General features: G+C 68.8%; 13 protein-coding genes. 2 read left to right on the top strand and 11 right to left on the bottom strand.

Annotated features, from left to right (window positions below):
- Positions 1-2: 2 nt before the first annotated feature.
- The 11 genes from HL658_RS11560 to ccoN all read right to left on the bottom strand — a co-directional run bounded on the left by HL658_RS11560 (position 3) and on the right by ccoN (position 11,695).
- Positions 3-1,502 carry an ABC transporter substrate-binding protein gene (locus HL658_RS11560; protein WP_180281907.1) on the bottom strand — a complete coding sequence of 500 codons (1,500 nt, stop codon included), beginning with the start codon at positions 1,500-1,502 and terminating at the stop codon, positions 3-5.
- A gap of 103 nt (positions 1,503-1,605) precedes the next feature.
- Complete coding sequence (locus tag HL658_RS11555) at positions 1,606-2,634, bottom strand: P1 family peptidase (RefSeq protein WP_180282192.1); 1,029 nt, start codon at positions 2,632-2,634, stop codon at positions 1,606-1,608.
- Positions 2,635-2,668: 34 nt separating this feature from the next.
- The gene (locus HL658_RS11550) at positions 2,669-3,331 is read right to left on the bottom strand and encodes a cyclic nucleotide-binding domain-containing protein (protein ID WP_343055066.1); all 663 of its coding nucleotides are present in this window, start codon (positions 3,329-3,331) and stop codon (positions 2,669-2,671) included.
- Positions 3,332-3,532: 201 nt separating this feature from the next.
- Positions 3,533-3,664 carry a cbb3-type cytochrome oxidase assembly protein CcoS gene (gene ccoS / locus HL658_RS37060; RefSeq protein ID WP_246337518.1) on the bottom strand — a complete coding sequence of 44 codons (132 nt, stop codon included), beginning with the start codon at positions 3,662-3,664 and terminating at the stop codon, positions 3,533-3,535.
- Positions 3,624-6,074: a heavy metal translocating P-type ATPase gene (locus HL658_RS11545; RefSeq protein WP_180281909.1), complete on the bottom strand. Its 2,451-nt coding sequence runs from the start codon at positions 6,072-6,074 to the stop codon at positions 3,624-3,626. The genes ccoS and HL658_RS11545 overlap by 41 nt, the downstream gene beginning before the upstream one ends.
- 1 nt (position 6,075) lies before the next feature.
- A complete protein-coding gene (locus HL658_RS11540) occupies positions 6,076-6,612 on the bottom strand; it encodes a FixH family protein (RefSeq protein ID WP_180281910.1) in 537 nt (178 codons plus the stop codon).
- 51 nt (positions 6,613-6,663) lie between these two features.
- A complete protein-coding gene (gene ccoG / locus HL658_RS11535; protein ID WP_180281911.1) occupies positions 6,664-8,136 on the bottom strand; it encodes a cytochrome c oxidase accessory protein CcoG in 1,473 nt (490 codons plus the stop codon).
- Between the two features lie 219 nt (positions 8,137-8,355).
- On the bottom strand, positions 8,356-9,252 hold the full coding sequence (gene ccoP / locus HL658_RS11530; protein WP_180281912.1) for a cytochrome-c oxidase, cbb3-type subunit III: 897 nt from the start codon (positions 9,250-9,252) through the stop codon (positions 8,356-8,358).
- A gap of 3 nt (positions 9,253-9,255) precedes the next feature.
- Positions 9,256-9,417, bottom strand: coding sequence for a cbb3-type cytochrome c oxidase subunit 3 (locus HL658_RS11525; protein WP_180281913.1), 162 nt, complete (start codon positions 9,415-9,417; stop codon positions 9,256-9,258).
- 17 nt (positions 9,418-9,434) lie between these two features.
- The gene (gene ccoO / locus HL658_RS11520; RefSeq protein ID WP_180281914.1) at positions 9,435-10,175 is read right to left on the bottom strand and encodes a cytochrome-c oxidase, cbb3-type subunit II; all 741 of its coding nucleotides are present in this window, start codon (positions 10,173-10,175) and stop codon (positions 9,435-9,437) included.
- A 23-nt stretch (positions 10,176-10,198) separates the two neighbouring features.
- Complete coding sequence (gene ccoN / locus HL658_RS11515) at positions 10,199-11,695, bottom strand: cytochrome-c oxidase, cbb3-type subunit I (protein ID WP_180281915.1); 1,497 nt, start codon at positions 11,693-11,695, stop codon at positions 10,199-10,201.
- Between the two features lie 260 nt (positions 11,696-11,955).
- On the opposite strand from ccoN, the gene HL658_RS11510 reads away from it, so the two are divergent.
- Positions 11,956-12,474 (top strand): hypothetical protein, encoded by a 519-nt coding sequence (locus HL658_RS11510; protein ID WP_180281916.1) that lies wholly within the window; start codon positions 11,956-11,958, stop codon positions 12,472-12,474.
- A gap of 82 nt (positions 12,475-12,556) precedes the next feature.
- The gene (locus HL658_RS11505; RefSeq protein WP_180281917.1) at positions 12,557-13,750 is read left to right on the top strand and encodes a class I SAM-dependent rRNA methyltransferase; all 1,194 of its coding nucleotides are present in this window, start codon (positions 12,557-12,559) and stop codon (positions 13,748-13,750) included.

Raw genomic sequence — 13,750 nt, 5'->3', positions numbered from 1 at the left:
CGTTACTTCCAGCTCACGCCCGTCACGTCGGTGGATTGCAGGGGGCGGTTCTTCCACATCCCCTGCACGCCCGCCTTCTGCACGGTGATCTGCGGAATGACGAAGAGGAAGCCGTTCACCGCGTCTTCGGCGATGATGCGCTCCTGCTGGGCGTAGAGCTCGTTGCGCTTGCCCTCCTCCTGCACCGTCTCCAGCTGCTGGTCGATGGCCTTGAAGCGCGGGCTGTCGTAGTTGAAGTAATAGTTGTCGCGGCCGTAGATGCCGATGTCCAGCGGCTCGGTGTGGGCGACGATGGTCAGGTCGTAATCCTTGCCGCGGTAGACCTTCTCCAGCCACTGCGCCCATTCGACATTCTCGATCTTCAGCCGGATGCCGGCCTCGGCCAGCATGGCGGCAACCAGCTCGCCGGAGCGGCGGGCGTAGATCGGGGGCGGCAGGCGCAGCGTCGCCTCGAAGCCGTTGGGGTGGCCGGCCTCGGCCAGCAGCGCCTTGGCCTTCGCCACGTCGTAGGGGTAGAGGCCGGTGAGGTCCACATAGGCCGGGTGGTGCGGCGCGAAATGCGTGCCGATCGGCTTGGCGGTGCCGAACATGGCGCCCTCGATCAGCGTCTTGCGGTCGATGGCGTGCGCCATGGCCCGGCGCACCCGCACGTCGTCGAAGGGCTTGCGGGCGTTGTTGGTCGCCAGGATCGCCTCGCCCTCGCCGGTGCCCTCCATGACGGTGAAGCGCGGGTCGCTGCGGAACTGGCCGAGCTGCTCGTAGACGCCGAACTGCGGGATGGTGTCGACGTCGCCGGACAGCAGCGACGCCACCTGCACCGCCGGGTCGTTGATGAAGCGGAAGGTCACCCGCTCCAGTGCCGGCTTCGGCCCGTCATAGTCGGGGTTGCGCACCAGCACCACCCGGTCGCCGGCGGCCCAGCGGTCCAGCTTGAAGGGGCCGGTGCCGACCGGCTTCTGCTTGTTGGTGGCGGCACTCTCCGGCGCCACGATCACCGAGTCGCCCATGCCCATGTGGAACAGGAACAGGCCGTCCGGCCGCGACAGGGTCACCACCGCGGTGTGCGGGTCCGGCGTCTCCACATTGGCGATCGGCGTGAAGTAGGCCTTCTGGGCGTTGGTCGAATCGGCGGCGCGGGCGCGGTCCAGCGTGAACTTCACGTCGCCGGAATCGAGCGCCGTGCCGTCGTGGAATTTCGCCCCCCGGCGCAGCTCGAAGCGGTAGGTCAGCCCGTCCGGCGAGACGCTCCAGCGTTCGGCCAGCCCCGGCACGACGGCGCCGCTCTGATCGACGCGGACCAGCGGCTCGAACAGGTTGGCGTAGACGATCTCGTCGATGGCCGCGGCGGCGCTGCCCGTGGGATCGAGGTGCGGGGGTTCGAGCTGCATGCCGACGACCAGCTCGTTGCGCGGCTGGGCCGTGGCCGCAACCGGCAGCAGCGCCAGAGCCGCCGTGACCGCGCCCGCAAGGGCGCCCGCGATCCGCCATGTGGTGACCGGCATCGGTGTTCCTTCCCCTGGATCATTTGGCCCGCGCGCATTCCCGCGTTCAAAGGCGGGGGGATGATGCGGTGCAACCGCGTCGCGTTCAAGGGCGTCGGTGGGGTCAGTCCCCACCGCGCGACGCGAGCACCGCCCCGAACCGCTCGCGGTAGGACGGGTAGTTCCCAAGCGATTCGGCCTCGTACACGCCGCGGCCGATGGACCGGGCCACGCAGTCGGCGGCCATGGCGCCCAGCCGGGCGATGGCGGCGGGACGGTCCTGCCCCAGCGGATGGGTGCCGGTGGCGAGCACGAACAGCGTGTCTCCATCGAAGGGTGTGTGCGCCGGGCGCACCGCGCGGGCCAGACCGTCCTGCGCCATGATGGCGACCCGCATCGCCTCCGCCCGAGTCAGGTCGGCGTTGACCGCCACCACCCCGATGGTGGTGTTGGCGCCGGGCGCCTGCCGCGCCGGGGCGGGCGTCACCGGGTCGGGCGTGGCCGGGCCGGTGGGAAGCGGCTGGCCGCCCATCTCGCCGTCCAGCTCGAAGGCCCAGGCCCACAGGGTGGGCTGGCCCGGCATCACCACCGACCCCACCGGGTTGGCGGCGACCAGGGCGCCGACCTGCACCCCGTCATCGTCCACCAGCGAGGCGCTGCCGAGTCCCCCCTTGAGATCGCCGGCCTTGGCTCCCAGCCCGGCCCCGGCGTTGCCCAGCGCGACATCCGCCGACGCCGACTCGAGCGCCCGTTCCGCCAGGACGCGGTAGGGCGGGGTCGCCCCCCAGCCCTTGTCGCCACCGTTGGCAAGGTCGAACAGCACGGCCGCCGGCACGATGGGCACGCGGTGGCCCCGCACCTCGAACCCACGCCCGCGCGCCGCCAGCCAGCCCATGGCGCCCGACGCCGCGTCCAGCCCGAAGGCGGAGCCGCCGGTCAGCACCACCGCGTCAACCGCCTGCACCAGCCCCGTCGGTGACAGCGCGTCGGTTTCCCGCGTGCCCGGCCCGCCGCCGCGCACGTCCACCGCGGCCACCGCCGCCCGGTCGGGGAGGACCACCGTGGTGCCGGACCACGCGCGCGTGTCCTCCGCGTTGCCCACGCGGATGCCGTCGACATCGGTGATCAGGTTGCGCGGCCCCGGACGCGGCACGATGGTCAAGCCGCGGCCAGGACACCCGGAGGCGTCAACTGCCTTCCGCCATGTCGTAGATGACGTCCATGTCGGCGATCAGGATCTTGTTGCCCTCCTGAAGCGAAATCGCGCCGGAGGTCTTGAGCTGGGTGAAGGTCCGGCTGACGGTTTCGGTGGTCAGCCCCAGATAGTCGGCGATGTCGGCGCGGCTCATCGGCACGAAGACGGGGTTGTCCTTGTGGCCGCGGCGGGCGGCGCGCTGCGACAGCATCAGCAGGAAGGAACAGATCTTCTCCTTCGCCGTCTTGCGGCCGAGCAACAGCATCTGGTCCTGCGCCGCCGCCAGTTCGTTCGACGCCATGGAGAACAGGCGCCGCTGCATCTTCGGGAACTCGTCGAGCAGCGTTTCCATCTTGCGGCGCGGGAACCGGCAGAGCGTGGTGGTGGTCACCGTCTCCGCCGTGTAGGCGTAGCTCTCGTTGACGGCGAGGCCGAGGAAATCCCCGGTGACCAGGAAACCTGTGATCTGCCGCCGCCCGTCGGGCAACAACTTGTACAGCTTCACCGTCCCCGCTGTGACGTTGTAGAGCGCATCGGCGGCGTCACCTTCGGAGAACAGGGTCTGGCTGGAGTCGACGCGCATGGTCTGCAGGATGTCCGCAAGCCGCCGCAGTTCGTCCGGCTCCAGCGCGGCGCACACCGTCAGGCTGCGCACGGGACATGCGCCACACGGGTGCGATTCGGTCTGCGCACTCTTCTCGCGAGCGCGCCCCATATCGAACGGGGGCATGGGCGGCATCCAGCCTCTTACGGAACGATGCACCCATCATGGTCACAAATGCGAAATTTCGCAACTGGGCTGTGGAACCAATCGCTTTATTGCCACCGCCGCACCACTTCAACGTGTCGGTTGGATTCAATGTGTCGGTCGACTCCTGTCCGTATCACCCGATCCCGGTGGCGGGTCGTCATCGAACAGGATGCGGTGGGCGGCACCATCGAGGTCGTCAAACTGCCCGGACCTGAGTGCCCACAGGAACGCCACCAGACCCAGGAGCCCCAGGCTGAGGGCGGCCGCGATCAGATAGAGAAGCTCGGTCATGCGGGGGTTCCTTGACGACACGGCCGCGGCCCAGCCGCAGCGCATTGGCGATGACGATCAGCGAGGAGGAGGACATGGCCAGTGCCGCGAGCAGCGGCGTCAGCATGCCACCCATCGCCAGCGGCACCGCGAAGACGTTGTAGACGATGGCGATCCCGATGTTCTGGCGGACCAGCACGCCCGACCGCCGCGCCACCTCGATCGCCTCCAGGATCGGAACGAGGCGGCGGCCCTGGAACACGGCGTCCGCCGCGGTCTGGCTGACATCCACCGCGGTCGAGGGCGACATGGACACGGTGGCGGCGGCGAGCGCCGGGGCGTCGTTGAGCCCGTCGCCGACCATCAGCACCCGGCGGCCCTGCGCCACCAGGGCGGCCAGCGCCTCCACCTTGTCGGCGGGGGTGCGCTCGGCCTGCCAGTCGGTGATGCCCAGACGCTCCGCCATGGCGGTGACCGCCCCCCGGCGATCGCCGGACAGAAGCGCCACCCGGATGCCGCGGGCCGTCAACCCGGCGATCACAGCGGCGGCGTCGGTCCGCGGCGCGTCGTGGAAGGTGATGCGCACCGGGGAGGCGCCCGGACGGGCCAGCCACAGCTCGGGCCCGACGGCCTCCTCGGCGTCGTCCGGCGCGCCGGTGAAGCGGCGGCTGCCCAGCCGCACCGTGCCCTCCGCGGTGTCGAGGAGGAGACCGGCGCCGGCAACCTCACGCACCTCCGTCGCCACCGGCACGCCGGGAACGGCAGCGGCCAGCGCGCGGGCCAGCGGATGACGGCTGGCCCCGGCCATGGACGCCGCGAGCCGGCGGTCCTCCTCCGCCACCCCGTCCAGCAGCGGCTCGGGCCGCCCCTCGGTCAGGGTGCCCGTCTTGTCGAACACCACCGTGTCGATCTCGGCCAGCCGCTCCAGCGCGGTGGCGGATTTCAGCAGCACGCCGGCGCGCATCAGCCGGCCACTGGCGATCACCTGCACCACCGGCACCGCCAGCGCCAGCGCGCAGGGGCAGGTGATGATCAGCACGGCGACGGCGTTCATCAGCCCGTCCTGCCACGCCACCCCCCCCAGGAACACCCAGGCCAGGAAGGTGCCGAGTGCCGCCAGATGCACCACCGGGGCGTAGAGGCGGGACACGCGGTCGGCGAGCGCCACGAAGCGGGCGCGGCCCTGCTCCGCCACCTCCATCAACCGCACGATCTCGGCCAGGAGCGTGCCCTCCCCCACCGCGTCCACGGTGAGCCGCAGCGGGGCGGACAAGTTCAGCATGCCGGCGAAGACCCGGTCGCCGCGTTTGACGGCGTTGGGCACCGTTTCGCCGGTGATGAGCGCGGTGTCGAGATCCGACACGCCGTCGCTGACGGTGCCGTCCACCGGCACCCGCTCGCCGACCGCCACCAGCACCGTGTCGCCGGGCCGCACCTGTTCTGGCCGCACCGCCGCCGTGCGCCCGTCCGCCCCGATCACGGTCACCGCCTGGGCGCCGAGCCCAAGCATGTGCTCGGCCGCGGAGCGCGCACGGCCGCGGGCGCGCTGGTCGAGGTAACGGCCGATCAGCAGGAAGAACAGCAGCATCACCGCGCCATCGAAATAGGCGTGCGGGCCGCTGTCGATGGTCTCGAACAGGCTCATGCCGGTCGCCAGCAGGACGCCGATGGTGATCGGCACATCCATGTTGGTGCGGCGGTTGGCCAGCGCCTGGAGGGCGGAGCGGGCGAAGGGGCGGACGGCGAAGGCGATGGCCGGCAGGCAGATCAGCGCCGACAACCAATGCATGAGATCACGTGTGGCCGGTCCCATGCCCTGGCTGTGGCCCGCCCACACCGACACGCTGAGCAGCATCACGTTGCCGGCGGCGAAACCGGCGACCGCCATGCAGCGCAACAGCTCCGTCTCGCCGCGGCGCTGCACCTGGCCCAGTTTCTCCGGATCGAAGGGCATCGCGCGGTAGCCGAGGCGGGTGAGGGTGCCGACGACCGCGTTGGCATCGGTCTCCTCCGGCCGCCACTCCACGCTCAGGCGCCGCGTCGTCATGTTGAGCCGCGCGTGGACGACGCCATGCTGGCGGCGCAGCGCCGTCTCGATCAGCCACACGCAGGCGCCGCATTGCAGCCCGTCCACCATCAGGTTCAGGGCGTGCGTGCCCTTTCCCGTGGGTCTGGCGTGGGCGGTGCAGTCGATCGTCGCGGCTTCCTCGTCCGGCCGCAGGGGCCGGGCGTTGGGATCGACGCAGCGGCGCTCGTAATAACGCTCCAGCCCCAGCCCGCGGACAAGGTCGTAGGCGGCGGCGCAGCCGGTGCAGCAGAAGCCCTCGCCGACCCGCTCCGCCCCCAGGGGCTGGCCGCAGTGCAGGCAGTCGGCCATGCTACTTCACCCAGACGCGCTGCTGGTTCTGGTAGTCGCCGGTGGAGTGGTCGATGGTCAGCCGCAGGTCCCAGTTGCCGCTGAACGGCAGCTCCACATCGGTGCCGTAGCGGCCGTCGCCCAGATAGGGCAGCTCCAGCGCCACGTCATGGTTGGCGCTGGTCGGTCGGATGAAGGCGGCCTTGACCACGCTGCCGGTCAGCAGGTTGCCGTAGCGGTCACGCAGGGTGACGCTGACGATGCCCTTGCGCGGGGCCTGGGACTGGAAGGCCAGATCCACCTTCCAGCCACGCTCGGTCTGGGCGCGGGCCCCTTCCAGCGCGGCGTTGTAATGGAGACCTTTCAGGTAGTGGTTGTCGGTCTCCAGTCCCGTGTAGGTGGTCATGGCGACATAGACCATGATGCCGTTGGCGGCCACCACCACCCCGAAGAAGGCCACGAACAGCCAGGGAATGAACCAGCCCGGCTGGCGTTTCCGGCGACCGCTTCCCCGCGGCCCGCCGGTGGCGACCGCGGCGTCTGTGGTGATGCTCGTCATCGTCTCGTTCCCTGGTTTCGGGGCGGTGATGGTGGGAAGTGGCGGGGCCGGTCAGTTGGCCGGCCCCATGAAGACCGTCTTGTAGGAGTCGCCGTCGCCGCCGGCGGTGGTGAGCGTCAGCGTGAGCGGCACGGACGCCGCCGTCACCGAGGCGCGCGGCACCGTCACGAAGATGCGGTAGGTCGCCACCTGGTCGGGGGCCGCGCTGAGGCGGAGTCGCGCGGCGCTGTCCGACTGATGCTCGCCCGCCACCGACAGCTCGATGCCGGCCAGACCCGAGGCCGTCAGTGTGTAGTCGCGCGAGTCGCGGGTCATGTTGGAAATCTTGAAGGTGTAGGCGTTGCGAACCGACCCGTCGGCCAGCGCCACGAACAGCGGCGCCCGGTCGCGAAGCACGCTGATGTCCAGGCTGGGCTTCAGGACCAGCCCCGCCGCGATCATGCCGGACACCACGACCATCAGCAGCGAGTAGATGATCGTGCGCGGGCGGACCAGCTTGTAGACCGCCTTCTTGCCGGTGGTCGCCATGGAGACGAGGTTGTTCTGCGTGTCGAAGGCGATCAGCCCCTTGGGCCGGCCGATCTTCGTCATGATCTCGTCGCAGGCGTCGATGCACAGGCCGCAGCCGATGCAGGCGAGCTGGCTGCCCTCGCGGATGTCCACCCCCGTCGGGCAGGCATGGTAACAGGCGTTGCAGTCGATGCAGTCGCCGTGCCCGTCCGCCTTGCGCTCCTCCCAGCTCTGGGTCTTGCGCAGATGCGCCCGCCCCTCGCCGCGGTACTCGCGGTAGGTGACGACCAGGCTGTCCTCGTCGGTCATCGCCGACTGGAAGCGCGGCCACGGGCACATGTAGATGCAGACCTGCTCACGCGCGAATCCGGCCAGCAGGTAGGTGGTGCCGGTGAAGAGCAGGATGAACCACACCGCCGTGCTCGACGCATTCAGCGTCACGAGATCCCACGCCAGCGTCGGCGCGTCGGTGAAGTAGAAGATCCAGGCGCCGCCGGTGGCGAACGCGATCAGGATCCACGCGGCGTTCTTCGCCGCCTTCCGCCAGAGCTTGTTCAGGGTCCATTTGCCCTGGTCCATGCGGATGCGATCCCCGCGTTCGCCTTCGAACAGGCGCTCCACCCAGACATAAAGGTCGGTCCACACCGTCTGCGGGCAGGCGTAGCCGCACCAGACACGCCCGGCCAGCGACGTGGCGAGGAAGAGCCCCACCGAGGCGAGGATGAGCGCCCCGGTGAGGTAGTAGATTTGCTGCGGCCACAGTTCGATGAAGAAGAGATAGAATCGTCGGCCCTCCAGATCGAGCAGAACGGCTTGATCGGGTGCGTTCGGGCCGCGGTCCCAGCGGATCCAGGGCAGGATGTAGTAGATACCGAGCAGGGCGACGAGCACAGCCCATTTCAACCGGCGGAACGGGCCGGTCACCTTCTTGGGGTAGATCTTGGCGTGCTTCGCGTAGAGGGGGGCGGAAGCGCGCTTCGTGACCTCGGGCTGTGTGTCGGTCGCCGAACTCATGGGCTCGATGCCTTCGTCGTGTCGTACCCCTCGCGGGGCGGGGCGTGGTCGGCCGCACTGTGGACCACGCCGGCCCGCGCACTATGGCGGCGGTTTGTCGCAGGATCATTGCGATGGATCAAAAGCCGCGGCGCGCGGGCACAGGACAGGGCCGAAAAAACGAACGGCGCCGGGAAGCGCGAAGCCTCCCGGCGCCGGACGTCGTTCCCGAGGGGCTGCTTACTTGCCGCCGCCCAGATTGTGCACGTAGATCGCCAGCTGCTTGATCGTCACGTCGTCCAGACGCTTGGACCACGCCGGCATCTCGCCGGCCCGGCCGTTGGTGATCGTCTGCACCAGCGTGGCGCGGTCGCCGCCGTAGACCCAGGCCGCGGTGTTGAGCGGCGGAGCTCCGACGCCATCGACCCCGGCCGCGAGGCTGCCCTGGCCCTTGTCGCCATGGCAGGCCACGCAGTTCTCCTCGAACACGGTCTTGCCCTTGTCGGCCTTGGCCTTGTCCGTGGCGCGGTTGGTCAGCGACAGCACATACTCGGTCACCTGGTCGATCTGGGTCTTGTCCAGGATGCCGTCCCGGCCGAAGGCGGTCATGCCCACACCCGGCGCGCCGCGCGTCTCGACCACGTCGCCCTGGCGGACGCCGCCCTTGATCGTCTGGTACAGATCACCGGTGGTGCCGCCCCACAGCCACACGTCGTCGGCCAGCGTCGGGTAGCCCTTGGCCCCCTGGCCGCCGGCGCCGTGGCAGGCCGAGCAGTTCTCGTTGAACATCGTGCGGCCACCGGCCATCGCGAAGGACAGGAGATCCTTGTCCTTCTGGATGTCCTCCACCGACGCCTTGGCGATGCGGTCCAGGTACTTGGCCTGGGCCGCCTTCGCGTCGGCGAGCGACTTGGCGAGATCCTCGCGCTGCGAGTAGCCGAGCACGCCCTTGGTGTAGGTCGAGCCGAGCGGCCAGGCCGGATAGAGCACGTAGTAGACCAGAGACCACGCGATGCAGACGTAGAAGACGTACAACCACCATTTCGGCAGGGGGTTGTTCAGTTCCTTCAGACCGTCGAACGAGTGGCCGGTCGTCTCGACGCCCGACAGGGCGTCCTTTTCGACATTCTTCGCCATGGCCTAAAACTCCTGACCATCATCCTTGAGCGGGATCTGCGCGGCCCGTTCGAACTTGCCCCGGTTGCCCGGCCACATCGCGTAGACGAGGATGCCCGTGAACAACATCATCAGCCAGACCGTCCAGAAGGACCGGAGCATTGCGGCGATCGAATCCAAGTCCATCGACCCCTCCATTCCGCTCACTGCTGCAGCTGCTTGGGCGACTGGTACTTCGTAAAGTCGACCAGCGTGCCGAGCATCTGCAGGTAGGCAACGAGCGCGTCCATTTCGGTGACCTGCTTGTTGCCGGTGAAGTTGGCCACGACGGCCTTCGGGTAGCGCTTCTGGAACGCCGCGACGTCGCCGTCCGGATTCTTCTGCGCCTCGAGGTCGGCCTTGGCGTTGGCGATCTGCTCGTCGGTGTAGGGGCTGCCCAGCACCTTGAGCGTCTTCAGGTGGGTCTGGATGTCGTCGTACTTCAGCGGGCGGTCCTTCATCCAGGCATAGCCCGGCATGATCGACTCCGGCACCACCGCGCGCGGATCGACGAGGTGCGCCACCTGCCAGTCGTTGGAGTACTTGCCGCCAACGCGGGCCAGATCGGGACCCGTGCGCTTGGAGCTCCACTGGAAGGGACGGTCGTACATGCTTTCCGCGGCCAGCGAGTAATGGCCGTAACGCTCCACCTCGTCGCGGAACGGACGGATCTGCTGGCTGTGGCAGTTGTAGCAGCCTTCGCGGACGTAGATGTTGAAGCCGGCCAGTTCGAGGGGCGAATGGGGGCGCACCCCATCCACCTTCTCGATGGTCGATTCGATGGTGAAGAGCGGAACGATCTGCACGAGCCCGCCGATCGACACCGTGATCAGGATCAGAACGACGAGAAGAAGCGTGTTCCTCTCGATCGTATCGTGGCTAAAGCCTTTTTTTTCTTCGGCCATGGGTCAGGTCCTCTCCGGCGGCGTCAGGCGGCGCCGACCGCGGTCTTGTGCGGAGCGGTGGCGTAGGGAGTCTCGCTGCGGATGTCGCCGCGCGCCGTGCGCCACAGGTTGTAGACCATGATCAGGGAGCCGGCGACGAACAGGAGACCGCCAAGCGCACGGATCACGTAGAACGGGTGCATGGCCGCCACCGTCTCAACGAACGAGTACTGCAGGAAGCCGAGGTTGTCGTAGGCACGCCACATCAGGCCCTGCATGATGCCGGACACCCACATGGCGGTGATGTACAGCACGATGCCGATCGTCGCGGTCCAGAAGTGGTAGCTGACCAGGCGCAGGCTGTAGAGCTGCGCCCGCTTCCACAGGACCGGGACGAGGTAGTAGATGGCGCCGAAGGAGACGAAGGCGACCCAGCCCAGCGCGCCGGAGTGCACGTGGCCGACGGTCCAGTCGGTGTAGTGCGACAGCGCGTTGACCGGCTTCACCGACATCAGCGGACCCTCGAAGGTCGACATGCCGTAGAAGGCGACCGAGGTGACCAGGAAGCGCAGCACCGGGTCGGTGCGCAGCTTGTCCCAAGCGCCGGACAAGGTCATGATGCCGTTGATCATGCCGCCCCAGGAGGGCATCCACAGCATCACCGAGAAGGTCATGCCCAGCGTCTGCGCCCAGTCCGGCAGTGCCGTGTAGTGCAGGTGGTGCGGGCCGGCCCAGATGTACAGGAAGATCAGCGTCCAGAAGTGCACGATCGACAGCCGGTACGAGTAGACCGGCCGCTCCGCGCGCTTCGGCACGAAGTAGTACATGATGCCGAGGAAGCCCGCGGTCAGGAAGAAGCCGACGGCGTTGTGGCCATACCACCACTGGACCATCGCGCTCTGCACGCCGGTGACCCAGGTGTAGCTCTTCATGCCGAAGAGTGACACCGGCAGGTTCACGTTGTTGCCCAGGTGCAGGATGGCGACCGTCAGGATGAACGCCATGAAGAACCAGTTGGCAACGTAGATGTGCGACTCCTTGCGGGTCATCACCGTGCCGATGAACACCACCGCGTAGAGGACCCAGATGACCGTCAGGTAGAGGTCGAGGATCCACTCCGGCTCGGCGTATTCCTTGCCCTGCGAGAAGCCGAGCACGTAGCTGAGCGCCGCCAGGACGATGAAGATGTTGTAGTTCCAGAAGATGAACTTGGCGAGGCCTTCACCACCGAACAGGTGCTGGCGGCAGGTGCGCTGCACGCTGTAGAGCGAGGTGGCGAACAGGACGTTGCCGCCGAAGGCGAAGATCACGGCCGAGGTGTGCACCGGCCGCAGGCGGCCGAAGCTGGTCCACTCCAGACCGAGGTTGAGTGCCGGAAAGGCGAGCTGAAGGGCGATGAACACGCCGGCCGTGAAGCCGATGACGCCCCAGAACACCGCCGCGATGACGAACAGTCGGATAACGTCTTCGTAGTAACGCACGTCGTCCGACACCCGCTGGCTGCCCAGGGCGGCCCCTGAGGTCAGAGTCGCTGATGTCATACAATCTCTCCCGTTAGCCCCGGGCGGCTTGGGCCGCTCGCTGTCGAGGTTGCACCACCGCTTGGGATACGCTGTCGCTGAGTGTTTTGTCGCAGGGCGGCGGGGTACGACCGCCGGATGTGCACGGACACCCATCGGACCCGCTGCCGATAGTGACCCCACTATGTTTGGGGCCAGTCCCGGCAACATTGATCTACGTCAACGACCTGTCGAACCGTGGACAGCCATGCTCGGACATTGATCGATTGTGGCTGATGTGTATGGACGACGGTTTCATCGCCAAGCCCCTGGCGAAGCGGCAGATCGACCAGGCCTATCCCCTGGTGCGGGCGGTCGCGCCCGGGCTCGAGGTGGCACAGTGGCGGGCCTTCGCCGGCGCCCTCATCGGCAGGCCGGGGCCATCGGTCGCACCCAGCGGGATCATGACCGCCCAGAACGGTCACGGCTACATCCACGGGCTCTTCTCCTACACCCGCGACCAGCACCTTCACCACGGGCCGATCCTGTCGGTGGAGAATTTCATCGTGCTCGACCTGTTCGACCCCGCCGCCGCCGCCGCGACCCTGCTGCGCGCCATGGACGCGGTCGCCAAGGCGCTGGGCTGCTCGGCGATCCACACCAATCTGGCCGGCCCGCCGGTGGCTCCGCCGCAGCCAGGTGGCGGCATGCTCGACCGCTTCCGCGAGGAGGGCCATGCGCCGGAGGCGCTGCGGCTGTGCAAGCGGCTGGCGCGGGCCAACGACAACAACGCCCTGGACAGCGCGGTCCGGGCCGACTGACGCCCGCTGCCGGCGGTGAGGTGATGCGGCGGTGCCGAGCGCGCGGTTGCGTGGCGCCCGGCAATCGCTAGGATGCGGCATCATGACCGCCCCCCGATACCCCACGATCCGCCTCCACCCCGGCCGTCACAAGCGCCTGCTGCACGGCCATCCCTGGGTCTATTCCAACGAGGTCCAGATGGACGCCGCCGCCAAGGCGGTGCCGGCGGGCAGCCCGGTGCGACTCGTTGACGCCGGTGGCACCGCGCTGGGCGTGGCCACCTTCAGCCCGCACACGCTGATCGCGGCGCGTCTGCTGTCGGCCGACTCGGACACCGCCATCGACGGCGCCTTCCTGGCGGGGCGGCTGCGCCGGGCCGCCGACCTTCGCGCGCGCCTCTACGACCGACCCTACTACCGCGTGGTGCACGCGGAGGCGGACGGGCTGCCCGGCCTGATCGTCGACCGCTACGGTGACGTGGTGACGGTGCAGGCCAACTCCGTCTTCATGGACGCGCGGTTGCCGGACATCCTGGCGGCGCTGGACGAGACGCTGGCCCCCGCGGCCGTCATACTCCGCAACGACGGCTCCCAGCGCGCGCTGGAGGGGCTGGCGGAGGAGACGCGACTCGCCAAGGGCGCCATCGACGGCCCGATCCGGCTGGAGGAGAACGGCGGCGTCTTCTTCGCCGACCCGCTGGGCGGCCAGAAGACCGGCTGGTTCTACGACCAGCGCGACAACCGCGCCTTCATCGCGTCGCTGGCCAAAGGCCGGCGGGCGATCGATTTCTTCAGCTACAACGGCGGCTTCGCCGTGCAGTGCGCGCTGGCCGGTGCGGAGTCGGTGGTGGCGGTCGACCGCTCCCAGCCGGCGCTGGCGAACGCGGCGCGAGCGGCCGAAGCCAACGGAGTCGCCGCCCGCTTCGAAGCGCGCCGCGCCGACGCCTTCGACGAGCTGGAGCGGCTGGCCGCGGCCGGCGAGCGATTCGGCGTGGTTGTCGCCGACCCGCCGGCCTTCGTGAAGTCCAAGAAGGACTTGGCGGTCGGCTGCCGCGCCTATCGCAAGATGACGAAGCTGGCCGCCCGCATCACCGAGCCCGGCGGCTTCCTGCTGGCCGCCTCCTGCAGCCACAATGTGGACCCGCCGACCTTCGCCGAGCAGGTCGCCCGCGGCCTGACCGACGCCGGCCGCACCGGCCGGGTGCTGCGCGTGGCCGGTGCCGGCCCCGACCACCCGCTGCACCCGCATCTGCCGGAAAGCGCCTATCTGAAGGCGATGGTGATTCAGCTCGATTGA

Source organism: Azospirillum oleiclasticum, assembly GCF_013423485.1.
In the GTDB taxonomy this organism is placed as follows: domain Bacteria; phylum Pseudomonadota; class Alphaproteobacteria; order Azospirillales; family Azospirillaceae; genus Azospirillum; species Azospirillum oleiclasticum.
Note: the sequence above shows the minus strand (reverse complement) of the source record. Positions and strands in the feature narration are given on the sequence as shown.

Coding starts and splice junctions, on each gene's coding strand:
- HL658_RS11560 (WP_180281907.1), bottom strand. CDS start 1,502: ATGCCGGTCACCACATGGCGGATCGCGGGCGCCCTTGCGGGCGCGGTC.
- HL658_RS11545 (WP_180281909.1), bottom strand. CDS start 6,074: ATGGCCGACTGCCTGCACTGCGGCCAGCCCCTGGGGGCGGAGCGGGTC.
- HL658_RS11540 (WP_180281910.1), bottom strand. CDS start 6,612: ATGACGAGCATCACCACAGACGCCGCGGTCGCCACCGGCGGGCCGCGG.
- ccoG (WP_180281911.1), bottom strand. CDS start 8,136: ATGAGTTCGGCGACCGACACACAGCCCGAGGTCACGAAGCGCGCTTCC.
- ccoP (WP_180281912.1), bottom strand. CDS start 9,252: ATGGCGAAGAATGTCGAAAAGGACGCCCTGTCGGGCGTCGAGACGACC.
- HL658_RS11525 (WP_180281913.1), bottom strand. CDS start 9,417: ATGGACTTGGATTCGATCGCCGCAATGCTCCGGTCCTTCTGGACGGTC.
- ccoO (WP_180281914.1), bottom strand. CDS start 10,175: ATGGCCGAAGAAAAAAAAGGCTTTAGCCACGATACGATCGAGAGGAAC.
- ccoN (WP_180281915.1), bottom strand. CDS start 11,695: ATGACATCAGCGACTCTGACCTCAGGGGCCGCCCTGGGCAGCCAGCGG.
- HL658_RS11510 (WP_180281916.1), top strand. CDS start 11,956: ATGGACGACGGTTTCATCGCCAAGCCCCTGGCGAAGCGGCAGATCGAC.
- HL658_RS11505 (WP_180281917.1), top strand. CDS start 12,557: ATGACCGCCCCCCGATACCCCACGATCCGCCTCCACCCCGGCCGTCAC.